Here is a 23,963-nt window from a genome sequence, read left to right on the forward strand (position 1 = left end):
CGCCCGCCGGGCCTGCCACACGACCGCCGTGCTGACGCACGGCTCCCTCAAGGGGATGTGCAAGGTCGGGAGCTGCCAGCGTCAGCCGGGGACGAGGGTGGCCAGCATGGCGTCGACGCCGCCGCTCAGCAGGGTCTCGGCGGGCAGTGCCCGTTCGGCGGCAGCGGCGGCCTGCATCTGCGGCCACAGGGCTGTGAGGGAGGAGTCGAAGTAGCGCAGCGTGTCGTTGGCAAAGAGATTTCGGCCTGTGCTGGTGCCGTCGGCAAGTTCCCGTAACCGGGGTCTGTCGCGGGTGTGGCGGGGCAGGAGGGCGATTTCGTCCGCCAGTTCCTGGGTCGGCGTCGCGGCTGCCAAGTCGAGACCGGCGCGCAGTCCGGGGGTGAACGGCTGGACGAAGAAGGGGGGGGGGGGGGGGGGGGGGGGGGGGGGGGGCAGCTCCACAAGCATCCCTGCCCGGGGGGCCACGCTGCTGGCGATCCGCTGCCGCCACGGTCTCAGATTGGGGTGCAGCCGCTCCGTGCTGGCCGGTCTGGTGCGTGAGTAGCGCACGCTGAGCGCGGCTTCCGGCAGCGCGTCGGGAACCGGGGCGACGGTGGTCCGACGTAGGTCAGCCTCCGTGAAATGTATGCGCAGCATGAGTCTGATCGTCCATCCGGCTCACCCTTTTGGCCACAGATGAAAGGCATGGCGACCGGAACCGACTGGCGGCAGGCTCTTTCTCACCAGCTCCATCCGCCCGGACAACTCGGCAAGGGGCCGGGCCCGGTCACCTGTTGGTACCGGATGGATCAGAAACATCCGCAGAGTTCACGGAGGAAGCATGATCGGACGTGTCGGCAGACGACTTGCCCTGGGTTTCGCCACGGGCGCTCTTACTGGTCCTGGTGATCATGGAGTTGCGACGCTCTGTGATCACTGGGGAGACCTGTGCCCGCGCTCCCATCGTGGCTGACAGAACGGCTGAGGCGGCCGTGATCGAGGTCCAGCAGAGTGTGCACGGCCTCCGCGTTGCCGTCGGCGCGGAGGAAGAAAAGTGATCATCCTCGGTCGGCGCCGGTTTCCTCGGCCAGCTGGGGGTGGCGCCTTTCCAGGCCAGGCGCCGTTCTGTCCGCCACTGCGTGGAACGAAAACCTGTCGAGCAGAGAACGGCCCCGGGCCGGGCATCATGCCGCAGCCGTTCCCCGCAGCCCCGGCAGATCATCTCATTGGCCCGTACGGCGCCTCGGACACCACACCAGCGTAGGGCCCGAGACCACTCGGAACCAGGGATCAGAAACACGCACCAAGCTTGTTCTCTAACCTCCGTCTCTACTCTGACGCTCCCCCTTAATGGGGTGATCATGACGAGCTGATCCGACACACTGGTTCGATGCGGCACGATGATGAACAGCCTTTGTCCGGTGGCAACGTCAGTGATGGTGTCGTTCGCGTCGGGGACACCGTTCGCCGTCCGACCGGACCATGGACTCCCGCTGTGCATGCCCTGCTTGCCCACCTGTACGAGGTGGGATTCGGCGCGGCGCCTCGTCCGCTCGGCATTGACGATCAGGGGCGTGAGGTCCTGACCTTCATGCCGGGAGATGTGGTCTGGCCCGACCGGTTCTCGCTGATGGAACCCGCTCGACGACTGGCTCGCGTGGCACGGCTGATCCGGGACTTCCACGACGCCGTGCAGGACTTCACGGCGCCCTCCGATGCGCAATGGCAGACGCTGATCCCCGCTGAGGGCAGTGACGTCATCGCCCATAACGACCTGGCCCCCTGGAACCTCGTGGTCGCAGACGAGGCGCGCTGGGCCTTCATCGACTGGGACGCTGCAGGTCCCGGCTCGCGCCTGTGGGATGTCGCATACGCCATTCACGGGTTCATCCCGCTGTCCGCGCATCCGGACTGGCAGAGCCCGGACGCGGCGGACCGACTGCGAGTCTTCGCCGACGCCTACGGTCTGGCTGAGTCCGAACGCCGTCGGTTGGTGCCTCTACTGGGGCGCCGTACGCGTTCCATGCACGAATTCCTGCGCGACCAGGCAGCCCAAGGAGCCCAGCCCTGGGCAAGGCTGTGGGCTGAAGGCCACGGCGACGCTTGGCGAAACGACGCCGAATACATCGAGCAACGCGAAGACCAGTGGATGCGGGCCCTGCTCGCCAGCTGAGGCATCAGCGCCCGTGCCTGGCTCCTGGCATCGAACGACATCTCGAACTGGATCACTCACCTGGGCATTCGCCGGACATTGAAGCGGCCTTCGCCTGATCATGTGCTCCGACCAAGGTGCTCCGATCGAGACGAAGGCCGTGAGGGTGAGTCTGCTGCCTGCAACCGGTCCCGGGGAGGCGTTCGCGCAAGCGTCACGCTTCCGGGAGGACTCATTCGACTGCCTGACCGCGCGCGGGGACGAACTGTTCGACCTCGTGGACGCGTTGTTGTGCGCGGACGGTCCGGTGACCTCGCCGGTGGACCTGACGCTGGTGGCCGAGCACCGGCGCGGGCACGGCGCTATGTATGAGGCGTTGAACTGCGGGAGTGTGGACGTGCCCCGGCTGCGGCAGGTGTTGGCCGGTCTGCCGATGCCGCGGGCCGCCGACGGCCGCCTGGTCCTGGCGGCCGACGTCAGCAACTGGCTCCGCCCCGACGCGCCGACCAGCGCGCACCGCCTGTTCTGTCACGTCTACGGCCGCAGCGGACGCTCCTCGGACCAGTTCATCCCGGGCTGGCCGTTACTCCATCGTCGCCGCCCTCGAAGCGGGCCGCACATCCTGGTGCCAGCTCCTGGACGCCGTGCGTCTCGGACCGGAGGACGACGTCGCCGAGGTCACTGCAGCCCAGCTCCGCCGGGTGGTCGAGGACCTGATCGAGTTGGGCCGCTGGCACTTGGGCGACCGCGACATCCTCATCGTCTTCGACGCCGGCTACGACGCCCCGCGCACGGCCCACCTCCTGACCGGCCTCACGGTCGAGGTATTGGGACGGATGCCCTCCGACCGCGTCATGCGACGGCCGACGCCCTCGCTCAAGGAGTACGCCCTGGCCTATCCCCAGGGCGGACGACCGCCGAAGCACGGCAAGGAGTTCCGCTTCGCCAGGCCCGAGACCTGGGGCGAGCCGGACGCGGCAACCGTGCAGGTCACCGACCGGTACGGCACCGCGCGCGATTGCCTGGGACCGCATCTCGCATCCACCCCCGCCTGACCACCCGCTCGGCATGGATAGATCACACCGGCGAACTCCCGTTGACGACCTGCCGATCCTCCACGCGTGGGCGGCCTGTCGCGGCCCGCGGTATTAAGGGGAGCGAGTAACTCCTGTGTCAGATCGGTGCGTTCATGGCGACGCTTCCCCGTCACCACGATCCGCCACCTGATGATCCATAAGACGGACCTAGTCAGTGCCGAGGCGGCTTCTTCGGCTTCTTCCGCTCCGCGTCGACCTGGGTCTGAGACTGCCCGGTGTCGAATATGGCCGAGGCCGCTTCGATGACCGCCGGTGCGGCCAGCGCTCCGCAGAGGGCGAAGCCGCACGCGGCGAGGGCTGCGCGCCTACGGATGACGGCTTGCATAAAGATCACCTGCCATAAACCGCTCTACTACAGGATCTTCATTTCCACCATCCGCCCCCGTCGCACCGGGAGTCAACACCTTTTGCCCGTATTGCGCATTTAAGTGATTGAACCCCCAATTACCTTGCGTTCAGGGGGAGGGGGAGGGAATCCACAGGTCCCTGGTCCGAATCCGTCCGCCGCCTGCCAGGTCGTCGAGGTCAGGGTGCCACGCTCCTTGTGGGCGCCCATGACGGCGACGTGGGGCGGCCACTGTGCGGACCACTACCCGACCAGCCCGCTCCCCGTGCCGCCTGCGGGCCGTGCAGCGCGTTTTATCTGGCCATATAAATCACGGACAGGGCCGGGACTCCCTTCGGCCTGTACGAGAAGGGGACCCATGAGCACATACGAGGAAGACGTCGCCATCGTGCTGCGCGAGCGTCGTGCGTCCACCTGTACCTGCGGCGCGACCAACCCGCCGCACTACGACGCCTGCCACGACTGCGGGCAGCCGCTGGTGACGTGCGCGACCTGCGGGATCGTCAGCCCGCAGCGGTACGGCGGCTGCACCGGGTGCAGGTGCGAGACCGACTGGGGTCTCGCCTGGAACAAACCGGGACCTGCATCGGTTGGTATAGATACCCCACCGGGTATATGAGAGGGGGCCGGTCCCATGCCGACTGTTGAACTGACCAAGGACAATTTCGAGGAGACCGTCACCAGTTCGAAGATCGTGTTGATCGATTTCTGGGCGGCGTGGTGTGGCCCGTGCCGAAGGTTCGGCCCCATCTACGAGAAGGCGGCCGAGCGGCACCCGGACGTCGTGTTCGGCAAGGTCGACACGGAGGCGCAGCCCGGACTGGCAGGTGCATTCCAGATCAGTTCCATCCCCACGCTGATGGCCGTCCGTGAGCGGACGGTGCTGTTCTCTCAGCCGGGCGCGCTGCCGCCGCAGGCGCTCGAGGAACTCATCAGCGGAATTCGGGCCGTGGACATGAAGGACGTGCGCCGACAGGCCGCGGATTCTGCGGTGGCGAACTGACACCCAGGACACCGTGCGCCGGGCTCGGCCGTTACGCAGAGCGGCGAACTGTGGCGTCCCAGGCGCCGGCGGCAGGCGACAGGGCAGACTTGCAGACCTTGGCGCGTGTGTTTCTTGATGATCGATGCCGTTGCGAAACGGGATGTACAGTACCCCGAGGGGTATTTTTCAAGGAGTGATCGTGGAACTGGAACTCGCGGGTGCGGACCTGAAGGCCGTACTGAACCGGTTGCGCCGCGCGCAGGGGCAGATCTCCGGCGTGATCCGGATGATCGAGGAGGGGCGCGACTGCGAGGACGTCGTCACACAGCTCGCCGCCGCGTCCCGCGCACTGGACCGGGCGGGATTCGCGATCATCGCTACCGGCCTGCAGCAGTGTGTGGCAGACGCCGAGTCCGGTCGGCAGAACGGCGAGGCCACCGACGTCATGCGTGCCCGGCTGGAGAAACTGTTCCTGTCACTGGCGTAAGGGCTCATGCCGTTGCGGCCGTCACAGGACAGCGTCGCTCAGCATGCGCCGGGCGACGATCGGCAGCCGCAGCACGAAGACCCGCTGAAGCGGGCCTGCGGACATATGCGCGTGACGCCGATCCCGGTGCTCCAGGAGATATCCACAAGAACGGGAAAGACCTGAAAACACCCCGCTGATGAAGGGCTACTCGTCCCGCGCCCTGTGAGCAGCCGAAGAGAAGGATCGACGCCATGCGCTACGACCGCACAGTGCACCTCGAGACCGACTTCGCCACCACCGTCGCCCGCACCCGCGACGCTCTCGCGGAGCAGGGGTTCGGGATCCTCACGGAGATCGACGTCACCGCGACCCTCAAGGCGAAGCTCGACCACGAGATGGAGGACTACGTCATTCTCGGCGCTTGCAACCCACCCCTCGCGCACCGCGCCCTGGAGACCGACCGCTCGATCGGCCTGCTGCTCCCGTGCAACGTGGTCGTGCGCAGGGACGGCGACCGTACGGCCGTCCAGGCCCTCGACCCGACCACCATGGTCGCCCTCAGCGAGCTCGAGGCTCTGCGCCCCGTCGCCGAGGAGGCCGCCCGTCGTCTCGATGCCGCCCTCGCCTCACTTACGGCGGCCGATACCGACAGCTGAGGTCCCCCGACGAGCGGAGACCCCGCATTCGACCACCCGCTCGGTACCGGGCGAACCGGCAATGCACCTGACGCATCTATAGGTCCCCGGGTCATGTGGCAGTGTCGGGGACCCGGTGACCCGGTGACCCGGTGACGCGCGGCGCCTGTGAGCAGCACGAGGTGGGAACCGGCAGCCGAAGAAGACGCCCCTCTCCACCCGAATCACGCCCGACGCCTGGCACAGGTGTCGGGGGAGTACGGGACGGGTCGGCTCTCCTCGTCTGCGGAAGCGCCTGACGCAGAAACCCGGTTTTGCTCATCGCTCAGTCGCAGACCGAGTCCGTCGGCTCACCCAGCCGCTCGGCCAATTGGAAGAGTGCCGGCAGTGCGTCTGCGATCGCCGCCCGGTCGGCGTCACAGCGGGCGGAGAGGTCCGTACCCGTGCGGTGTTAGTGGGCGCTGGTCCAGGCGGCGAGCGGCTCGTGCTGTTCTCCGGGGCGCTGGCGTACCTGATCGCCACCAGCCGCCCTCGTCCGAGCGGCAACGCTCCATACCCCGACGCGGAGGGGGAGGAAGTCATGCCGCCGGTAAGCCATGGCGCCGGTCGCGACCGGCGTTGGGGGCCGCGCGGGGGTTTGACCGCAGCCCCGGGATCCGGCCTATTCAAAGTCTCGGCCGACGTTCTTCCCGGAACCGGAACCGGAACCTCGGCCCGCTGCCGCCTGCCCCGCAGCGTCACGCGCACAGGTCCCGGCCGCGTGGGTGTAGGCCCGGCCTGCTGACTGGGGGACCCACACCCACACGCGTGGCGCGGCGCCCGCCCCTCGCGCCGCCGCCCCGCACCGTGCATACGTCGTCCGGCAACCCGAGCAGGCATCTGGTCCTCCCCTCTGCTTGGGGCCCTGGTCCTTCGGTCTGTGGCTTCGTTTGCCTGTTTCTCAACCTCGCCCGCCCCGTCCGGCCACGGAGGGGGCGGGCGGTCGGTCAGAGAGTGCGACGGCGGCCCGTCCCGGCCATGAATCCAGCGGACAGCACGGCTCGAACCGCAACGTGAACCACGCAGGCAATGGCCCGCCAGCCGACGGCCGTACCTGGTTCGAAACCCCGACCGGAATACCCCCGGGGGTACCAATGCTAGAGTTCATATACCCCGGGGGGTAAGTTCAACGGGAAGGAAGCACCTCCGTGTTCTTCATCGACACCATCGAGCTCGAGGGCCTGGGCAACCGCAGCTACCTGGCCGGCGGTACGCGGACCGCCGTGGCGGTGGACCCGCCGCGCGATGTCGACCAGGTACTGGCGGCCGCCGCGCGTCGCGGGGTGCGGATCTCGCACGTGGTGGAGACGCACATCCACAACGACTACGTCACCGGTGGTCTGGAGCTCGCCCGGGTCACGGGCGCCTCCTACCTGGTGCCGTCCGGGGCGCGCGTGTCCTTCACACGGGTTCCGGTGTCCGACGGCGACACCGTCACCGTCGACGGCGAGCTGGAGCTTCGGGCGGTCGCCACCCCGGGCCACACCCCGCACCACACCTCCTACGTCCTGCGGGACCAGGGACAGCCGGTGGCCGCATTCACGGGCGGCTCCCTGCTCATCGGCACGGTGGGTCGTCCTGACCTCGTCGAGCCACGTCTGACCGAGGACCTGGCCCGCGCTCAGCACGCCTCAGCGCACCGCCTGGCGGCCGAACTGCCGGACGAGACCTTCGTGCTGCCCACGCACGGCTTCGGCAGCTTCTGCTCCTCGGCGCAGGCCGAGGGGGACGCCACCACGATCGGCAAGGAGAAGGCGGTCAACGCGGCTCTGACGACGGACGTGGAGTCGTTCGTCGCCCGGCTCCTCGCGGACCTTGACGTCGTCCCCGCCTACTACTCCCACATGGGGCCGGCCAACGCCGCCGGTCCCGCGCCCGTGGACCTGACTCCTCCGTCCGTCGCCGACGCCGACGAGATCGCCGCGCGACTCGCGGCCGGTGAGTGGGTCGTCGACCTCCGCAACCGGGTCGCGTTCGCGGAAGGCCACGTCGCCGGGTCGTTCAACTTCGAGGCGGACGGCAAGATCGCCACATATCTGGCCTGGATGATCCCGTGGGGCAAGCCGGTGACGCTCCTCGCCGAGTCTCCGGAGCAACTGGCCGTCGCACAGCGTGAACTGGTCCGGGTCGGTATCGACCGCCCATCGGCCGCCGCCACCGGCACGCCGCAGGAGTGGACAGCCGAGGGCACCAGACTCGCCTCCTTCCGCCGCTCCACGTTCGCCGGTCTGGCAGCCCAGCGGCCTTCGGACGACATCGTCGTCCTGGACGTGCGGCGCGACTCCGAACGAGCCGCGGGACACATCGAGGGCTCCGTGCACATTCCGATCCACCAGTTGCACAAGAGGCTCGGCGAGGTGCCGGACGGCACCGTCTGGGTCCACTGCGCCGGCGGCATGCGCGCCGGCATCGCCGCCTCGCTGCTGGACGCGTCCGGCCGCGATGTGGTGGCAGTCGACGACGGCTTCGACATGGCCGAGGCGGCCGGACTGACCGTCGCCACCGGCTGACCCAGCGGACCGATCCGTACCCGAGAACTCTTCGAGAGGTTCTGTGATGTCACTTTTCCGTCGCCGCGCGAACCGCGTGAGCGTGGACGAGGCCCACCGGCGCACCCGGAGGGACGACGCCCCGGCCGTCCTGCTGGACGTGCGCGAGCGGGCCGAGTGGAACGTCGGCCACGCGCCCGGCGCCGTCCTCGCGCCACTGTCCCGCCTGGCCGCGGGAGCCGCCGTGCCGAGCGTGGCCCAGGCCATGCCGTTGGTGGTGATCTGCCGCAGTGGGCGCCGCTCACAGCAGGCCGCCGAACTGCTGACCCAGCGCGGCCACGACGCCGTCGATGTCAAGGGCGGCATGCAGGCGTGGGCCGCCGCCGGGCTCCCGGTCGTCGATGAACGCGGGAACGACGGCTCGATAGCATGACGGCTCTGATCCTCGCGCTCGTAGCCGGCGGCGTCATCGGCCTGGCGCTGGGCGGACTCGGCGGAGGCGGCAGCGTCCTCGCCGTCCCCGCCCTGATCTACCTGGTCCACTTCACCCCGGCGCAGGCGACGACGGCCAGCCTCATCATCGTCACTCTCACGTCCGTCACAGCGTTGGCCGGGCACGCTCGGGACGGCAACGTGGTCTGGGGCACCGGGCTGCTCTTCGCGGCGGCGGGGATCGTGCCCGCGGTGATCGCCGGAGCCGCCGCAGGCCACCTGCCCGATGCCATGCTGACCGTCGCCTTCGCCGCCATCGCGGCCTTCGCCGCGGTACGGATGCTGTGCTCCGCGTGTACCGGGCCCCCCGGTCCGGTGAACCCTCGCAAGGCCGGGGCAGCCGGCGCCGGACTCGGCACGGTCACCGGATTCCTGGGGGTGGGCGGTGGCTTCCTCGCGGTACCAGCCCTGGTCAACGTGCTCGGACTGCCCATGCGCCGGGCGGTCGGCACCAGCCTCCTGGTCATCACGATCAACTCAATGGCAGCCCTTACCGCACGGGCCGGCTCCGGCATGCAACTGGACTGGGCCGTCATCGCACCGTTCACCGCGGCAGCCATCCTGGGCGCCTGGGACGGCAAACGTCTCTCGAAAGACCTCAAGGGCCGGACACTGCAGCAGGTCTTCGCCTACGTGCTCCTCGCGGTCGCCGTCTTCATGCTGGTCGACGTGCTCGTCTGACCCGCTCGGGCACACAGAGCCGATCATCCCGCCGCGCCCGGCGCGGCCCTTTCGGCGCCGATCGGCACAACTCCCCACCGGGTGACCGAGTTCCACGGCTATCACGTCCTCACCCCCACCCCATCGGCATGAGGGCTCCTCCGGCCGAGACACCCCAACACACAAGGATGACAACAACCATGACCACCCGCACCACCCTCGAACCCCGCCAGGCCCACGCCCGCCTGCACGAGCTCACCATCGTCGACGTCCGCACCCCCGGCGAGTACGCCGGTGGCCACATCTCCGGCGCCCTGAACATCCCCCTGGACCAGCTCGACCGGGCGCTGCCCGACCTCCGCACCGCCGCCCGGCGAGGGGAGGTCCTCATCGTCTGCGCCTCCGGCGCCCGCTCCGAGAACGCCTGCCGAATGCTCGCGGAGAACGGCATCCACACCGCCACCCTCGCCGGCGGCACCGGCGCCTGGGCCGCCCAGGGCCACGACCTGCACCGCCCCGAGGGAAGCACAAGGCCGAGCTGGGGCATGGAACGCCAAGTCCGCCTCACCGCAGGCTCCGTCGTCCTGTTCGGCCTGGCACTGGGCGAGTTCACCCACCCCGCCTTCCGGCTGCTGTCAGCCGGCATCGCCGGTGGTCTGGTCTTCTCCGCCATGACCAACAGCTGCGGCATGGCCGCCATACTCGCCAGGCTTCCCCACAATCGGCCCCGCAAGGCCGACCTCGACACGACGCTGGCCCGTCTGCGCAACAGCTGACGTGCGCAGTGCGACTACCCCCGAATGCGTTCCTGCCGACCCGAGCACGGATCACAGCCGCCCGGACCATGCCGTGCATGGCGGCTCATGCCATGATCCGGCCTCATGGGTGACCGATCGATTTCGTCCGACTGGCTGACCTCTTGGACAGACAGAGTCTCGCGGACCCTGACGGCAATGACAGGCGAGTTCGAGCGGCGGCACGGCTATCCTTCCGGCACCAACGTGGTCCGGCCGGCCAACCGCGACGATCGAGCCGCGGCTCGCACGCTGGCCCAAGTGAGCCTCATCTCAGCTGACCTGGTCACCTTCTACGACAGCGTCGGCGATGTCACTTGGGCGGACGTCGGCAACGGCTGCTTCCTCGGGCCGGCAAGTGACGCCCTGCTGTGGATCCAGGAGTACGGCCTTGTCGCTGTGACCATGGACCAGACGGCCAGTGGCGTGGTCATCGGCTCGAACGGCGGCGGCCTGTCCTATGTCGCGAGCCCTGATGGGGCGGTCTACCGGACGCGGACGCCGTCGCCGGACGAACCGGAACTCGACAAGGTGGCCGACGACCTGCGGCAGTTCTTGCGACTGCTGGAGCAATCCCTGACACGGTTCGCCGTCGACGGCTGACCGGGACACCTGTGGACACAGCCTTGTCGCTCATTCTGGATGGGGCGGCCGGTCGGTCCGGGGCGCGGTCGAGCAGCTTGCCGCTGCCGGTAGCAAGGGCGTTCGCAGGCCACGCCGCGGTCAAGTCGGGATGAAGCCCGGCCACCAGGGCGGGACGTTGCCCGGGCACGACGGGGCTGGGTAGGACTCCGGAATGCCGAGCCAGGTGACGAGGAACCAGGTGAACCACAGCGTGACGACGAGCCCTGTAATCAAGGCTGTCCTGCGATGACGCCTTCCGAGGGTGTGGTGCAGGATCACCCACGGCACCGCAGTGGCGATCCATATGAGAGGCGCCAGGATCAGCAGAGTCATGCTGTTGGCTGCTGCGTTGGTGCCGATGTCACAAGCAGCCCATGCCCTCCCCACCGCAGCAACGGACACGAACATGGCCAGCCCACCGAGAAGGATCGCAAAGCCAGTTCCTCGGATCCAACGGCTGGGAGGACTCGACGGCTCTTCCGCCACGTTCATCCCCCGTTCCTCCGCAGATGCGGACAGTACCAACCCTCTGAAACAGCCCGCGGCGCTCTGGCCTGCCCCGACCCACCGGTCAGCCGTTCTTGCGCAGGGCGTCGGGTCTGCGACGGGGCCCCCGGGGCGGTCCGCGTCAGGGGGATCCCCTCACCTGGACTCGGTTTGATGAGGGCAGTGGTCATGGTGCAGCTCGCAGCGGTGGTGGTGCGGGCCGGATAGTCGGTGTAGCCGCGGTGGTCGCCGCCGTCATGGGTCTGAGCTGGTGTGATGCGTAGGAGCAGTGGAGCGGTGGAGCCCCGGCGAGATTCGGCTGTGGCCGGTGTGAGTTGCCGCGGCTGTGGTCTGCCAGGTCCGGCGGACCACAGCCCCCGCGATGGCTCGACCGCTTGCCGGGAGACGCGAGACGCGACGCGCTCGCCGTGCCGGAGAAGGTCGCCTACGTGACAGAGGCGGCGGAGGGAAGGGCGAGGACCTTGCCGGAGAGCGCGCCTTCCGCGGCCTCCGCGTGCAGCGCCGGCAGCTCGGCCAGCGGAACCCGTCGAGCGATGGCGACGCGCACCGCTCCGGAGTCGACCAGCGACACCAGCCTCGCCAGCTGCGCGGCGTCGCTGTTGACGAAGAGGTTGACGCCGCGCACGCCGCGTTCCTCGTCGGAAGGCGCGGGCATCCACACCGTCGTGTTCACCACGATGCCGCCGTCGCGGACCACGGACGTCAGCGCGGCCAATTGCGTCGGATCGACCGGCGCGAGGTTTGAGCATGACGTCGACCAACCTGCGGCCCCCTGGTCGCCGGGAAACCGCGCACCGGTCAGGCCACCTCGCCCGCAGCGCAGACCCTCCGACGACGGAGCAGGGCAGCCCCCGAGATTGAGGAGGCCATGGCACGCAGGCGGCAGGAGGACTTCGAGACCGGAGCAGGCCCCGAAGCAGGGTCTTGGAGGCACTGCCTGCCCCAGGAGCCAGAGGTCGGTGGCTACGGAGACGGCGCCGAGATGGGCCAGGGCCAGGTCGGTGTACTGTCGCGTCCGGTCTGACTTCCGGGATTGATACCGGGGAATCATTTTTTACGGCTCTGGTGAGTCCGAGGAAAACCCGCTCGGCTCATAAAGTGACTTGATCAAGGAAAGTTCACCCATACCGGGGTCACGGTCACTCGCTTTGCCGCGCTTCCGGAGGAGAAGGAGCGGCGTTAGCGAGATATGACGAAAACGACGCCCCCTGGCCTCCCTCAACGCAATACGAGGCGCAACGCGGGGACAGGAGATCTACCTGCTACCCCCGCCCGGCCGTCTGGTGATAGATACGCATTGGTTGCGGCGCAGGGCACTTCTGTCGGAGACCGCGTGTGGGTCGAACATCGGATTACCGAGCCACTGCTACGCGATTTCCTTGGGCTACTGGAGGCGATTCAGGAGGAAATTAATTCTCGATGGGACAGGCAGGAGCGCTTTGCCCGTCGCGAGAACGGTGTGTGACGGTGAAAAATGACATGAATCGCGACTATGTGAATCCTTCGTTTGCGCAGCGCGAGTATCGGGATTATTACTTCGACGCGCACTCCTACGGGACGGGAACCGACTGGACCGGGGCGCCTGCCGACGGCATCCACACCGGGGTTCCGCTGGCTGCTCCCGACACGGGCTGGGACCCGGTCGAGGAACTTGCCTATCTCCTGCAGGAAGCTGTTCCCGCGGAGCCGCCGGACAGGGTGCCGCCACCTCGCGGCGAGCCCTCGGTCGGCGTCGAATTCACTGGCCCGCTGGAGGGCCTGACTCAGCCTCCGCCCACCCGACGCCCCCCTGCCGGGCATCGGAAGATGCAAGTCCGAAAGGCCCGGCTCAAGTGGCTGCAGGCCGGCAGCTTCGCCCTCGTCGCCCTCGTCGCCGTCATTGTGGCGATGGTCAGCGTCTTCGGAGGCGTGGTGGCCTACAGGCCGCTGCAGAGCATCACCTCCGGAACGGGCGCCGGAAACGCCCCGTCGTGGCCTCTTCTCGTTTACGGCCCTTGGATGGCGGCCTCGCTCTCCATCCTGCGCGCTGCCCTGCATCGGCGCCGAGCCGTGCACTCATGGTTTATCGTTCTGACCTTCTCCTCCGTCGCGGTAATGCTGTGTGTGGCACAGGCAGACATGAGCATCACCGGAATCGCTGGAGCTGCCCTGCCTGCCGTGGCATCCCTCGCGTGCTTCCAGCAACTTGTCCGGCAGATCACGTTGACCCTGCCACCACGACAGGCCACGCGCCGTCACCGGCTGTAGCCGTGGCGACGGGGGTGAGTCGGCGGTCGTAGGGCCGCCGAAACGCCTGGCGCAGTGGCCGCGCCACTCACCCGGGCGGGTCCACCGGGACCAGTACCACCACAAGTTCCAGATCAGCGACGCCCACGGCACCGGCAGTCGGTGCCTGGACAACACCGCCCAGACACCCACCTGACGCCAGTTCACCCCCTACGGCGGCACCCGTTTCCGACAGCCCACGGATCCAGCCGTTCACAGGGACCGCTACGGGCTGCTTGTGACAAATTGTCTGCATGCCAAACCGGTTGATCCCTCTACGGGCGGGCGCGGTCGAGGTGCTGGTGGAAACCGTGCCCGTGCCGGGATCGCAGCCCACCTCACGGCTGGAGGAAGCGGGCCGCCAGGTCGTGGAGTCCTTCGATCATGCCCGCGACGCCGTGGTGGAGATCGCGACCTCCGCTGCCCAGGCGATCGACCGGCTGCACCAGCGCGCGGTCCGGCCCGAGCAGGTCGAGGTCGAGTTCGGGCTGAAGTTCTCGGCTCAGGGGAACGTCATCGTGGCCGCCGCCGCCGGTGAGGCGTCGCTGGTGGTCCGGATGACCTACCGGGGCGCAGCCGGCCCGGACGCCTCCGCGTAGCGCCGTCAAGGGGTCGACGATGGAGGCGGCGACGCGTCATCCCCGGGTGCCGGGCAGTCTGGGACGCGTACTGAGCCCCGACGGCGCACCGGCGGGCACCTGTTTCCAGGTGGCGCCCGGAATTGTCGTCACCGCCTGGCATGTGCTGGCCGGGCTCGGTTGCGGGTACCCCGGAGCACAGGTGCGGACCGACGCGCTCGGCGGTGCGGCGGCCGCCGAGTGGGCGAAGGTCACCGCGGTCGATGACGTACGCGATCCGGCGGTGCTGCGCCGGGCCCGGCCGCTGGAGGAGTCCGTCCCCGGGTGGGCACCCACGGACGCGGTGCGGCTGCTGACCGGTGTGGTGGTGAACGGTGTGGCCGGGGTGGACGATCCCGGGCACGACTATCGCTTTCTGCACGCCATCGGCAGCTGGCAGGGCTGGACGGTACGAGACGGGGTCCCGCTGGGCCGGCTGTCGTCGTCCGCACTGCTGCCCGGGATGAGCGGCGCCCCCGTACTCCGGCTGACCGACGGAGTGGTGCTCGGCGTGGTGTCGGCCCGCTACAACAGCACCTGGCTGCGCGACTCCGTCTGGGTTGCCAGAACAGAGGACCTCACGCATCTGCTCGAAGGCCCGGCCGGGATCACCGTACGCAGCCGACTGACCCTCGGCGACGAGCCGGGCACCCTCATTTCGGCCCTTGAAGCCACCCCCGCGCCCCGCACCACTGTGATCGGAGCAGCGGAAACGGCCCGCGAAGCCGCCCTGGTGCTCACCGCGATCGACGACACCTGCCGTGGCGACGGCCCGCTCCAGGACCTGCTCGGTCACATCCTGGAGCGGGCCGCCGCCGGGGCCTGGAGCCGACGGGAGACCGACGAGTTCCGTCGCCGGCTACGGCTGCGCGGCCTGGAACCACGCGTCCTGCTGCCCCGGCTCGCCGACCACGACGAGGCACTGCACCGCTGGTCCGCACCGCTGCCGGGGCCGGAGCCGACGGACGAGATGGCGGCGCACGCGGCGCGGGCGCTGCTCGGGAGCGTGCGGCGAGTGCTGGCCGATGAGTTGCCCGGCGGCATGTTCACGGAGCTGTCCGAGACCTGCCGGAGCTGTCTGCGCGAGGCGCTGCTGGACGGGGACGGCATCCCGCTGTCCGGCTTCCTGCATGCGCTGCTGGACCTGCTGCCGCCGCATCCATGCCTCCATGGGGCCGCATTTCGGCGACTGGGACCGGCAATTGCCAGCCGACCTCACCCGGCTCAGGAACCAGTACTTCGGCAGCAAGGACCAGGTACTCGCGTTGCGCGTGGCGACCTTGGCCACAGACGAGACCGCCGGACCCTCCCTCGCATACGGACCCAAACTTGCCCGCACCGCTCAGGAGTTGGGTATCGGTGTGAGCGTTGATGCCGTCTTTGGAACCACCTCCTCGGAAGCCGTGCTGCGCTGGGCCAAGGACGGCATCCTGGGGCCCGACACCACCCTCATCCACGCAACCGGTCTGACGTCCGACGCCTGGAAGTTGATGGGGGAGTCCGGTGCCACCGTGGCATTGGCCCCCACGTCGGACGCCCAGATCGGTCTGGAGACCGCGATCCCCGCAGTTGACGAGGCACTCTCGGTCGGCATCCGACCCGGCCTGAGCATCGACGTCGAAGTAGCGCTGGCCAGCGATATGTTCACCCAGATGCGCGCCTTGCACGCCATTCAGCGAATGCGCGCCGTCAACGCCGCATACGGCACTGACCAGCAGCCTTCCCGCATCAGTACCCACGACGTGCTGGACTTCGCCACCCTCCAGGGCGCCCGCACCAACGGCCTTGAGGGCGTGACCGGCTCCCTGACCCCGGGCAAGAAGGCAGACCTGCTCCTCATCCAGGCAGAGGACATCAACAACATGCCCCTCAACGACCCCATTGCAACCATCGTCCTGGGCTCCGACGCCCGCAACATCAGCGCAGTGCTCATCAACGGCGAACCCCGCAAGTGGAACGGTGAGGTACTCGACATCGACCTCCACGCCCTACGCAGCCAGGTGCATGCCTCACGCGACCACGTACTGAACACTCGCACAGAATGAGCGATTGGCCGCCCTCACACAGCGCGCCGCCGCGGGGTGAAACAGGTCTGGAGTGACGCTTGGACAGGCTACTGGAGCGCTGGCCACCGAGCTGCCGCGGTGACGACGAGGCGCAACACACGACGGACCGTTTGCGGCAGCCGGGGCTTCAGGATGTCTGGCATGAGTGGCCCGAGCCCGCATGGCCCGCCACCTCTTGTAGTCCGTCATGCCGCGATCTGAACCTGCACACCCGAGAGTGCCTTCGGCTCTACTGGCCGTAGTACCTGAACCTGCTGGCTTTGCGTACGGTAGACGCCGCCATTGAGCTGGCGCAGAGGCGTCACGCGGCTCTTCACGGAGGTTCGCTGCTCGTCGTTCATGCCTCCATGGTCAGTCGCCTCGAGCACGGCAACCAGGCCGTCCCTATCCGGGGAGTGGCACACCTGGAAAGGGCGCACCCAGTCGGACCGGGGCACGGCACCGTCACCGGCTACTCGACCTAGACGACGAGATGCTGCCACACAAGGCCGCACACGCCGGCCTGGGCGGGATCCAGCGCTGCTGACCGGCCTGGGCGCTGGCGCCGTAGGTGTGGTGGTCGGTCATGTTGCACCAGCCCTATCGCCGCGACGGTGGCGGGACGCTCGACGAGTTGGCCGACATCGCCCGGCTTCTCGACTTCAACCGGATGACCGGGCAGGTCGTGCGGGCCGTACGGGAGTGTCCGGTCCCCGTGATCGAGGCGGTGCGTTTGGAATGGGCCCCGGCACGGACGAGGGCGACGGGGTGGGCCCCGCCGCCCGCCGCTCCTTGGCGGACTCGACGAGCTCGAAGTCCATCGTCCCGAGCCGCTCGCGCCCGGACCACGCGTATTTGGCGATGGCCACCTTCGACGAGCGGGCCAGGGTCTCGCGGAGCAGTTTGTAGGGCTTGGCCGCGACCTGGCCGTCGGGGGAGAGGTGGTAGCCCTCGCCGATCCGGATCGGGTCGATGTCGTCCGCGGCGACGAAGGCGTCGATCTCGATCGCCTTCGCCGTCGGCAGCGGCTGGGCGGTGATGGGCTGGTGCATGCGGGCGATGTGGTCCAGGCCCGGCCGGTAGCGGTCGGGCCCTCGAGGAAGGTGTCCGCGTGCCGCCGCCGCATGGCGACGGTTCGGGTGTGGGAGCAGGCGGTGGCGATGGCCGAGGCCAGTGAAGCACCGCTCCAACCGGGTGACCCTACGCGGTCTCAGCGCCAGCGGCAGTATTGGGAGAGTGCGCTATTCCTCTCAAGCGGCGAAGCGCCGATGACGTAGCCGAGTACCGGTCAGAACAGTTAGGCCGATTCTTCGTTGCTGCCACTGTCTTCGGTCAGCTCATCGAGGCTGACCTCGAGGGTGGCGTCGATCGCCGCGTGGAAGTCCTTGCGAAGCTTCGGCAATGTGCGGTCGCAGAGAGCGACGGTCTCTGTCCAGCCGCCCTGCGGCATGTCGAGGCGGGAGACCCCCTGGGGAAGGTCGAGCAGGAGCCATCGGTCCAAGACGTGCTGTTCGGCTCGCATGGCGTGATAACCGGGCAACGAACTGATCAGCACCTGCTTCCATCCGTTGCGCTCGTGATCTCGAATCCGTCCACTGCCTTCGTTGCAGATGCCGACCTTCGCGGCACCCAACGCGATGTGGACCATCAGGTACAGGAAAGCGGTCAGACCCGGCTTGAAGCCATACCGGACGCAGTGGATGCAGGACGCCCGGCGGCGCTGAATGACCTTGTCGAGCACGGCGTCGACCTGCTTGCCGCAAGCGATGTGTTCTGCCTTCCAGACGGCTTTGACGCTCCCGGGAAAGGGGGCTAGCGGCTTCAGGCCAGCCTCTTTCATGACCTCACCGGCGACGTAGGGATCTGTAGCGCGCTGAGCGCAGTACCGACAGGGGAACCTCGTCTTGCGAGCGTTACACAACGTTGGGTCGACGATCTTCTTGCACGTGGTGCAGCGACTGCGCCACTTCACGTTCGATCCCGGGTAGGGGACGAGGGCTTCGAGGCCGAGGGCGAAGAGCTCCACGCGGGCGTCGACGTCGGGTAGCTCCCGGCTTCCGGAGCAGTAGTCGCAGGCTCCGTTGCCGGCGTAGGCGACGCTGGAGTACCACACGTCAATCTCGTGTAAGCAGGTAAGGCACAGGCAGCGCCAAGTGCCCTGCGTGCCGGGAAAGTCCTCCAGCGGTTCGACATTTGCCTCACGGATCTTCGCCTCGGCGACGTCGGCTGGCACGGCACGTTTGAGGGCCGCCGCAGCGGAGCTCTTGCGTTGCCCGCACGCGAAGCAGGGGCCTTGCCCCTTGGTAATGACGCTGGTGTAGCTGGACCTTGTGGATTTTTTGCACGTCTTGCAGATGGCTGGCCAGGGTTTGTCCGCGCCAGGGTAGGGAGCTTTCAGGATCAGGCCGCGCGCGGACATCTCCGCCGCGCGGGCGATGGGGTCGATCTTTGCCACGTTGCCTCTGTTCAGTTGAAATGTGCCTCACGCCATGTGGACCGGGCGGGAGCATACGCAGCCCCACTGACAACGAAGAGTTGCGGCCAACTCAGCTGAGGCTCCTGTTGAACTGTGAGAGCCGCAGATGCCTCGCTCTGACGGCGCCCCGGGACGACGGATCGGCCGGAACACGCGCCTGGAACAACGGACTCCACGGACCTCTGTTGGGAACCGGGCTGTCCGGGTAGGTTCGCAGTCGACGATTTTGGGTTCGGGCGCATCTTTGAACCGCTCCGCGGGCCAGGAAGCTGAGACGCAGTTGCCGGGTGTCAGTTCGCGGGTCAGTCCGACCTGCTCTCCGTACGGCGGGACAGCGTCGGTCTTCGGGGCCTTGGTGTCCGGGCTGTCGAGCCGTGTTACCCCCGGCCATATGCCGCCGCCGATGAGCACCAGTGCAGCGGCGATGACTGCCGGTCGGTGAAGTCGCGGTACGTGCCGCTCCTGGATCTCCTGCGCGTGCTCGTACGGGGTCCTGCGCCGCTCGGGGTATCTCTTCACGCACGAGTCGTCCTCGATGCCGAGCTGCGGAGCCAGGTACTCCACGATCTCCCACGGCACGGCCAGCGGATCGTCGCCCAGGAACCGGCCGATGTAGCGGATGGTGCAGATCTGCACCGAAGAGGGTGGGCCGTGCTGTGCGCGGCAGCGCTGCCGGCGCTGGCAGGGTGCGGGCAGCGAGCGCCAGAGCGGGCCCCGACAATCCCGGCGGCCAAGGAATCAGCGGAACAAGGCCCTCATGAGCATGCTGGGAATGCGTGTGGGGGCAACCCCTCACGAGTTCGAATCTCGTATCCTCCGGCAGTGCCTCACCGGGCACGACGTCGAAGGGCCCCACCGGGAACCGTGGGGCCCTTCGACGTTTCTCAGGCATCGTCGTCCATACGTGCAGCGCCGGGAAGCTGCTGTGAGAGAGGACCGCGTGGTCGATGCGCCTGGACGGGTGCAGTTCGGCACCTGACTCCGGTGCCGTCGCCCGGACTGGCGCGCCGCCGGATTACATGGGCCTGCGCCTCGGTGTGGGGCGTGCCGGCGTCCTTCACGGCTCCGGATCCGACGAATGAAAGAGCGCAATGCAAGAGCGCGACCCTCGCAACCGCACTGGCCGCAGCCCGCTGCTTCGCGGGCTCGGCGCTGCCGTGCTCGCGGCCGGCATGCTGGTGGTCTCAGCGGGAACCGGTTACGGAACCGGTGTGGCCCCTCCGGCGCCCGGCGCACAGTTCACGCCGTTGACGGCGGCAGTGATGACCAAACCGACGCCGTTCGTCGCCACGGACGGCAAGACGCACCTCTCGTACGAACTGCTCACCACGAGTTCACTGCCCAGCAGCACGCCGTTGCGGCTCGACCGTGTCGACGTCCGAGACGCCCGCACGCACCGGGTCGTCGGCTCGCTGAGCGGGCAGGCACTGGCCGAGGCCGCCAATCCGGTGGGCGACCCCCTGCCGGGTGCCGACGGGTACACCCCGCCTCCCCCGCCGCCGACGCCGACCGTCATCCAGGGCTCCGATCAGTGGATCATCTGGCTCGACCTGGCCCTCGACCGCGGTCAGCGTGCGCCCAAGGTCCTCGAACACCATCTCTCGGGTGCCGTCCTGACCGCCGCCGGCCCCTCCGCCTTCGAGGAGACGGTGCAGGCCACTGCGACCTCCGGCATCCCGCCGTTGAACCTGCGCGCGCCGGTTCGCCCCGGCACCTGGTACTCCAGTGAGTCGTGCTGCGGCAACACCCACCACCGGCGCGGCCTCGCCCCGATCAACGGCCGCTTCGACGTTCCGCAGCGCTTCGCGATCGACTGGTACCGGGTCGGCGAGCAGGGGCAGGCCTGGGAAGGCGACCCCACACAGCTGACAAGCTACCTGGGCTACCGTCAGCCGGTCGTGGCCGCCGCCGGCGGCAGAGTGGTGGAGGTCCAGGACGGAATCGCGGACAACCCGCCGCCCGTCACACCGCCCGTCCCGCCGATCGAGGACACTGTCGGCAATCACGTCACCCTGGAAGTCGCACCGGGCCGCTATCTGCTCTACGCCCACCTGAAACCCGGCTCGCTCAACGTCCGGGAGGGCGAGCGCGTCCGACCCGGCCAGGTCCTCGGGCTGATCGGCAACAGCGGCAACTCCACCACGCCGCACCTGCACTTCCAGGTGATGACCACGGCCGAGTTCTTCCCTACCGACAGCCCGCCGTTCACCTTCCGGCAGTTCCGCGTCGTCGGACAGGTCGAACCCCGGATCTGGGACGACAACCTGGGCCTGCAGCCGACCGGCGTGCTGCCGATCACGCCCTCGCCGTACGAGGGCCTTCACCGGGCGCGGTACCCGCTCGACCGCGAGGTGCTGGAGTTCTGACCGGACCCGGTCGGGCCGTTGTCCTGGTCCTCATCCAGTGCGTGGACGTACACCGTGGTTCACACACGTTCAAGCGAGCCGCCTGCCCCGTCACGCGAACGTTCACGGACGGCCCGGAACAGCCGTGCGGATAGTGGACAAGATAAAGAACGCGCTGAAGGGGCACGAGGCCAAGCGGGCACGGGCATCGACAGGGCCGGCGACTTCGTCGACGAGAAGACCCGGGGCACCTCCGGAGAGCAGGTCGAGGCGGACAAGCAGAAGCTCCGCGACCAGCAGGCGAAACAGGCGCCGGAAGCCGACCAGACAAACCCGCCGCAGGGACAGCCACAGGACGACGACACTCCCCGCAACGGCCCCGGCAGCTCGAACCGTCCTGCCGGGGCCAAGTCCGGCTCGCTGGGAAGTGCCCGCTCCGAACGGCTTCGTGCGAACTGGCGCAGCCGGCGAACCCGTCCCCCACGAAGAGTCAACTGACGCAGCGGGGTGGTCATTCTTTCACCCGCCGGAATCGGCTCACATTTCAAGCGTCGCTGACAGCGATCCACACCTGTTCACGGGCGGCGGCCACTCGTGATGCGTGGACGGGCTGCCAAACCCGCTTCCCACCGCCGACGCGGCATGCCTGGCTCTGACCGGGGGCAGGTGCTGTCTCGATGCCCGCCCCCATCAGCCGCCGCCGTCAGCCGACGGAAGGCCGTCCGGATGCCACCCAGCGACCGAAGCGACTGACCCCCGGGCTGGTTCAGGCGCGTCCATTCAGAGTGGGCAACCCGCCGAGACGACCTGTACGTTCCGGCCGCCGCGGTGAGAACAGCCGTCCTGAGCATCCGGCCGGTCCGTGTGCGCCCACGGTGCGAGACCGCATCGAGGTCGGCCGGCTGCTTTCCATCATGTCATCGTCGAGAGGGTCGACGCCGTCATCAGGAAGACCTTCACTTCACGAGGTTGGCCCCGGCGTAGCCGAGCTGGGTCGTGTACTTCGACTACATACGTCATCAACAAGACCGGCTGACCTGGCGTTCTGCGGCGGCGAAGCACGGTGGTTGACACCCGGTCAGCAGGCTGTTCGTCACCATCAGCGCACTGAGCGCCGGGGTTGTCACCGGCCTGGGTGCGACGTGCTGAGCTGCACAGAAAGCCGCGCCCGATCGCATCGGCTGATGCTCGCCGCCGCCGAAGTGGTGACGGAGCGACGGGAGCGGGGCTGTCGAAACCGATCTACCCGATGACCCGTCCTGAATAGCAAGGTCAAGCAGATGGGAAATCGCCGTGGAGGGGAAGGCAGCAGTGGGCCGATGGGTGCGACGCCGATCTGGACCGTGGGCTGCGGGCGAGAGCGCGAAGCGGGATCCATGGTGCCGACCGGCCTGGAGGCGGGGGCGGGTGCCGGCGGTGTTCGCGGTGCTGACAGCCGGGCTCATGGCCTTCCACCGGGCGGTGCCCAACTCCGCGGGCCGCCTGGGCAGTCTGCTGGAAGCGTTCCTTCCGTGGCTCGGCCTGGTGGTCGTGGTGCTGCTCGTTCTCACCCTGCTGCGCCGTTCAGCATCCGCGCTGATGGCGCTGCTGCTGCCGGTGGTGGCCTGGATGCACCTCTTCGGCGGGCTGCTTCTGCCGGGGCCGGAGCCTGGCCCGCACGATCTGGTCGTGGTGCAACACAACGTCAGCGACGAGAACACCGACCCGGCGGGCACGGCCCGCGCCCTGGCTGACGCCGACCCCGATCTCATCGCGCTGGAGGAACTGGTGCCCCCGACGCTGGCGGTGTACGCGCAGACGCTCGCCCCGAACTACCCGTACCACGCCGTCCGGGGCACTGTCGGACTCTGGTCGAAGCATCCGCTGACCGGTGCCCGGCTGGTGGACATCAAACCCCAGGACATCAAAGAGAGCTGGAGTCGCGGGCTGCGGACCGTGGTCCACACACCGCACGGCGATATCGTGGCGTACGTCGCGCACCTGCCCTCGGTCCGTGTCCGGGCGAGCGGCCTCGCATCCTCCCACCGGGACGAGAGCGCCGGCCTGCTTGGCGAGGCCATCGCCGCCGAAGAGCTGAAACCGGTCCTCCTGCTCGGCGATCTCAACGGCACCGTGGACGACCGTGGGCTGGCCCCGCTGACCTCACGGATGAACACGGCGGAGCGAGGCTTCGCCTTCAGCTTCCCCACTGGCTTCCCCATGGCCCGTATCGACCAGGTCATGGCCCGCTCGGCAACCGTCCGTCAGATCCGCACCATGTCACCCACCGGCAGCGACCACCTGCCGGTCACCGCTCGGATCGCACTGGGCTGAAGGAGCGATCTCGATGACAACAAGCCTGCCCATGTCACCGTCGTGTTCCACTGACCTGAGGGTTGGACGCGGCACCAAGCAGGAGGGTTGTCAGCAACGAGGCAGCGCTGCTGTCACCAACGCCGAGTCTGCAGGCTTGTTGTCACCGCCTTCGGTCGCCGTAGAAGCGCTGATCTGCATCCGCCTTGGCCGCCGCGAGGATTGAGGACGGCAAGGTACGGCGTCCGTTTCTGGCGGGCAACGGCACTCGGAACAAGTGATCGACAGCAGGGTCCTGGCGGCGCTGCAGCCCACCCCAAGTGGCGGCCTGACCTCCCGGACCTCTGCCCGACGCAACCTTGAGCGGGCGCTGGAAGAGGACAAGTTCGCGGAGTACCACGAGCTGCTCTACGCCAACCAGCCCGAGGAGAGCGTCGACGGCTACACCGACGCCTACCTCCTGGAACTGGCCGACCAGGTGGAGGGACTGTGCGGTCCCACGTTCGACGCGGCCGTGAAAACCATCCGCGGACCGGTGCGGCAGGACGGCATGCGCGGCGTCGTGATCGTGCGTGTCATCGTCGGCGTGTTGGACGAGCCGTGATGCCCGCCGTCGCCAGAGAAGCGACACAGCCGTGCCCGGGTTGGTTTCCCC

Annotated in this window: 21 protein-coding genes and 6 pseudogenes; 18 read left to right on the plus strand and 9 right to left on the minus strand. The window is 68.3% G+C overall.

Annotated elements, in window-relative coordinates:
- Positions 1 to 81 precede the first annotated feature (81 nt).
- Positions 82 to 354: a hypothetical protein gene (locus ASD48_RS44485; RefSeq protein WP_157880735.1), complete on the minus strand. Its 273-nt coding sequence runs from the start codon at positions 352 to 354 to the stop codon at positions 82 to 84.
- A gap of 1,015 nt (positions 355 to 1,369) precedes the next feature.
- Here ASD48_RS44485 and ASD48_RS30145 point away from each other — a divergent pair.
- Together ASD48_RS30145 and ASD48_RS30150 are read left to right on the plus strand one after the other, a co-directional pair.
- Complete coding sequence (locus ASD48_RS30145) at positions 1,370 to 2,152, plus strand: phosphotransferase (RefSeq protein WP_057604912.1); 783 nt, start codon at positions 1,370 to 1,372, stop codon at positions 2,150 to 2,152.
- A 145-nt stretch (positions 2,153 to 2,297) separates the two neighbouring features.
- Positions 2,298 to 3,293, plus strand: a pseudogene (locus ASD48_RS30150) (transposase); the annotation flags it as partial.
- Between the two features lie 86 nt (positions 3,294 to 3,379).
- Here the strand turns inward: ASD48_RS30150 and ASD48_RS30155 are convergent.
- Positions 3,380 to 3,553 carry a hypothetical protein gene (locus ASD48_RS30155; protein ID WP_157880736.1) on the minus strand — a complete coding sequence of 58 codons (174 nt, stop codon included), beginning with the start codon at positions 3,551 to 3,553 and terminating at the stop codon, positions 3,380 to 3,382.
- 465 nt (positions 3,554 to 4,018) lie between these two features.
- Entirely contained in the window at positions 4,019 to 4,147 is a 129-nt protein-coding gene (locus ASD48_RS46065) for a hypothetical protein (protein WP_282438353.1), read from the minus strand.
- Positions 4,148 to 4,208: 61 nt separating this feature from the next.
- Here ASD48_RS46065 and ASD48_RS30160 point away from each other — a divergent pair, with 61 nt between their 5' ends.
- From ASD48_RS30160 to ASD48_RS30195, 8 genes are all read left to right on the plus strand, one after another.
- Positions 4,209 to 4,577 carry a thioredoxin domain-containing protein gene (locus tag ASD48_RS30160; RefSeq protein ID WP_057604914.1) on the plus strand — a complete coding sequence of 123 codons (369 nt, stop codon included), beginning with the start codon at positions 4,209 to 4,211 and terminating at the stop codon, positions 4,575 to 4,577.
- Positions 4,578 to 4,758: 181 nt separating this feature from the next.
- Positions 4,759 to 5,046 (plus strand): metal-sensitive transcriptional regulator, encoded by a 288-nt coding sequence (locus tag ASD48_RS30165; RefSeq protein WP_057604915.1) that lies wholly within the window; start codon positions 4,759 to 4,761, stop codon positions 5,044 to 5,046.
- A 233-nt stretch (positions 5,047 to 5,279) separates the two neighbouring features.
- On the plus strand, positions 5,280 to 5,684 hold the full coding sequence (locus ASD48_RS30170) for a DUF302 domain-containing protein (RefSeq protein ID WP_057604916.1): 405 nt from the start codon (positions 5,280 to 5,282) through the stop codon (positions 5,682 to 5,684).
- Between the two features lie 1,166 nt (positions 5,685 to 6,850).
- The gene (locus ASD48_RS30175) at positions 6,851 to 8,212 is read left to right on the plus strand and encodes a rhodanese-like domain-containing protein (RefSeq protein ID WP_057604917.1); all 1,362 of its coding nucleotides are present in this window, start codon (positions 6,851 to 6,853) and stop codon (positions 8,210 to 8,212) included.
- Between the two features lie 46 nt (positions 8,213 to 8,258).
- Positions 8,259 to 8,624 (plus strand): rhodanese-like domain-containing protein, encoded by a 366-nt coding sequence (locus ASD48_RS30180; protein ID WP_199876023.1) that lies wholly within the window; start codon positions 8,259 to 8,261, stop codon positions 8,622 to 8,624.
- Complete coding sequence (locus tag ASD48_RS30185; protein WP_057604919.1) at positions 8,621 to 9,364, plus strand: sulfite exporter TauE/SafE family protein; 744 nt, start codon at positions 8,621 to 8,623, stop codon at positions 9,362 to 9,364. The genes ASD48_RS30180 and ASD48_RS30185 overlap by 4 nt, the downstream gene beginning before the upstream one ends.
- 179 nt (positions 9,365 to 9,543) lie before the next feature.
- Positions 9,544 to 10,119: a rhodanese-like domain-containing protein gene (locus ASD48_RS30190; RefSeq protein ID WP_057604920.1), complete on the plus strand. Its 576-nt coding sequence runs from the start codon at positions 9,544 to 9,546 to the stop codon at positions 10,117 to 10,119.
- Between the two features lie 177 nt (positions 10,120 to 10,296).
- Positions 10,297 to 10,740: a hypothetical protein gene (locus ASD48_RS30195; protein WP_057604921.1), complete on the plus strand. Its 444-nt coding sequence runs from the start codon at positions 10,297 to 10,299 to the stop codon at positions 10,738 to 10,740.
- A 120-nt stretch (positions 10,741 to 10,860) separates the two neighbouring features.
- On the opposite strand, the gene ASD48_RS45685 is transcribed toward ASD48_RS30195, so the two are convergent.
- Together ASD48_RS45685 and ASD48_RS45690 are read right to left on the minus strand one after the other, a co-directional pair.
- On the minus strand, positions 10,861 to 11,253 hold the full coding sequence (locus ASD48_RS45685; protein WP_242432770.1) for a hypothetical protein: 393 nt from the start codon (positions 11,251 to 11,253) through the stop codon (positions 10,861 to 10,863).
- A 439-nt stretch (positions 11,254 to 11,692) separates the two neighbouring features.
- Positions 11,693 to 11,983, minus strand: coding sequence for a zinc-binding dehydrogenase (locus tag ASD48_RS45690; protein WP_057604923.1), 291 nt, complete (start codon positions 11,981 to 11,983; stop codon positions 11,693 to 11,695).
- Positions 11,984 to 12,735: 752 nt separating this feature from the next.
- Between ASD48_RS45690 and ASD48_RS30210 the strand changes: the two genes are divergently transcribed.
- The 4 genes and pseudogenes from ASD48_RS30210 to ASD48_RS30225 all read left to right on the plus strand — a co-directional run.
- Positions 12,736 to 13,515 (plus strand): DUF2637 domain-containing protein, encoded by a 780-nt coding sequence (locus ASD48_RS30210; protein ID WP_348983237.1) that lies wholly within the window; start codon positions 12,736 to 12,738, stop codon positions 13,513 to 13,515.
- A gap of 272 nt (positions 13,516 to 13,787) precedes the next feature.
- Positions 13,788 to 14,132 carry a CU044_2847 family protein gene (locus ASD48_RS30215; RefSeq protein WP_157880737.1) on the plus strand — a complete coding sequence of 115 codons (345 nt, stop codon included), beginning with the start codon at positions 13,788 to 13,790 and terminating at the stop codon, positions 14,130 to 14,132.
- A 19-nt stretch (positions 14,133 to 14,151) separates the two neighbouring features.
- Positions 14,152 to 14,652 (plus strand): annotated as a pseudogene (locus ASD48_RS45695) (trypsin-like peptidase domain-containing protein); the annotation flags it as partial.
- Positions 14,653 to 15,301: 649 nt separating this feature from the next.
- Positions 15,302 to 16,195 (plus strand): annotated as a pseudogene (locus tag ASD48_RS30225) (amidohydrolase family protein); the annotation flags it as partial.
- A 206-nt stretch (positions 16,196 to 16,401) separates the two neighbouring features.
- Here ASD48_RS30225 and ASD48_RS44490 read toward each other — a convergent pair.
- Positions 16,402 to 16,557: a hypothetical protein gene (locus ASD48_RS44490; RefSeq protein ID WP_157880738.1), complete on the minus strand. Its 156-nt coding sequence runs from the start codon at positions 16,555 to 16,557 to the stop codon at positions 16,402 to 16,404.
- Positions 16,558 to 16,835: 278 nt separating this feature from the next.
- Here ASD48_RS44490 and ASD48_RS43775 point away from each other — a divergent pair.
- Positions 16,836 to 16,925: pseudogene (locus ASD48_RS43775) on the plus strand (enoyl-CoA hydratase); the annotation flags it as partial.
- A 94-nt stretch (positions 16,926 to 17,019) separates the two neighbouring features.
- On the opposite strand, the pseudogene ASD48_RS42640 reads toward ASD48_RS43775, so the two are convergent.
- From ASD48_RS42640 to ASD48_RS46220, 3 genes and pseudogenes are all read right to left on the minus strand, one after another.
- Positions 17,020 to 17,223: pseudogene (locus tag ASD48_RS42640) on the minus strand (Ku protein); the annotation flags it as partial.
- 269 nt (positions 17,224 to 17,492) lie between these two features.
- Entirely contained in the window at positions 17,493 to 18,650 is a 1,158-nt protein-coding gene (locus ASD48_RS30235) for a hypothetical protein (protein WP_057604927.1), read from the minus strand.
- A 483-nt stretch (positions 18,651 to 19,133) separates the two neighbouring features.
- Positions 19,134 to 19,310: pseudogene (locus ASD48_RS46220) on the minus strand (DUF4158 domain-containing protein); the annotation flags it as partial.
- A 518-nt stretch (positions 19,311 to 19,828) separates the two neighbouring features.
- Between ASD48_RS46220 and ASD48_RS30240 the strand changes: the two are divergent.
- The 3 genes from ASD48_RS30240 to ASD48_RS30250 all read left to right on the plus strand — a co-directional run bounded on the left by ASD48_RS30240 (position 19,829) and on the right by ASD48_RS30250 (position 23,912).
- Positions 19,829 to 21,037: a M23 family metallopeptidase gene (locus ASD48_RS30240; RefSeq protein ID WP_057605060.1), complete on the plus strand. Its 1,209-nt coding sequence runs from the start codon at positions 19,829 to 19,831 to the stop codon at positions 21,035 to 21,037.
- 1,386 nt (positions 21,038 to 22,423) lie between these two features.
- The gene (locus ASD48_RS30245; RefSeq protein ID WP_057604928.1) at positions 22,424 to 23,329 is read left to right on the plus strand and encodes an endonuclease/exonuclease/phosphatase family protein; all 906 of its coding nucleotides are present in this window, start codon (positions 22,424 to 22,426) and stop codon (positions 23,327 to 23,329) included.
- Positions 23,330 to 23,585: 256 nt separating this feature from the next.
- A complete protein-coding gene (locus tag ASD48_RS30250; RefSeq protein WP_057604929.1) occupies positions 23,586 to 23,912 on the plus strand; it encodes a hypothetical protein in 327 nt (108 codons plus the stop codon).
- Positions 23,913 to 23,963: the final 51 nt, after the last annotated feature.

This window comes from Streptomyces sp. Root1310 (assembly GCF_001426425.1).
Taxonomy (GTDB): Bacteria; Actinomycetota; Actinomycetes; order Streptomycetales; family Streptomycetaceae; genus Streptomyces.

Excerpts from the sequence above, each read along its gene's own strand:
- ASD48_RS30180 (WP_199876023.1), top strand. The coding sequence starts at position 8,259 with ATGTCACTTTTCCGTCGCCGCGCGAACCGCGTGAGCGTGGACGAGGCC.
- ASD48_RS30155 (WP_157880736.1), bottom strand. The coding sequence starts at position 3,553 with ATGCAAGCCGTCATCCGTAGGCGCGCAGCCCTCGCCGCGTGCGGCTTC.
- ASD48_RS30215 (WP_157880737.1), top strand. The coding sequence starts at position 13,788 with ATGCCAAACCGGTTGATCCCTCTACGGGCGGGCGCGGTCGAGGTGCTG.
- ASD48_RS30185 (WP_057604919.1), top strand. The coding sequence starts at position 8,621 with ATGACGGCTCTGATCCTCGCGCTCGTAGCCGGCGGCGTCATCGGCCTG.
- ASD48_RS30195 (WP_057604921.1), top strand. The coding sequence starts at position 10,297 with ATGACAGGCGAGTTCGAGCGGCGGCACGGCTATCCTTCCGGCACCAAC.
- ASD48_RS30160 (WP_057604914.1), top strand. The coding sequence starts at position 4,209 with ATGCCGACTGTTGAACTGACCAAGGACAATTTCGAGGAGACCGTCACC.
- ASD48_RS44490 (WP_157880738.1), bottom strand. The coding sequence starts at position 16,557 with ATGAACGACGAGCAGCGAACCTCCGTGAAGAGCCGCGTGACGCCTCTG.
- ASD48_RS30190 (WP_057604920.1), top strand. The coding sequence starts at position 9,544 with ATGACCACCCGCACCACCCTCGAACCCCGCCAGGCCCACGCCCGCCTG.
- ASD48_RS45685 (WP_242432770.1), bottom strand. The coding sequence starts at position 11,253 with ATGAACGTGGCGGAAGAGCCGTCGAGTCCTCCCAGCCGTTGGATCCGA.
- ASD48_RS30145 (WP_057604912.1), top strand. The coding sequence starts at position 1,370 with ATGCGGCACGATGATGAACAGCCTTTGTCCGGTGGCAACGTCAGTGAT.
- ASD48_RS30170 (WP_057604916.1), top strand. The coding sequence starts at position 5,280 with ATGCGCTACGACCGCACAGTGCACCTCGAGACCGACTTCGCCACCACC.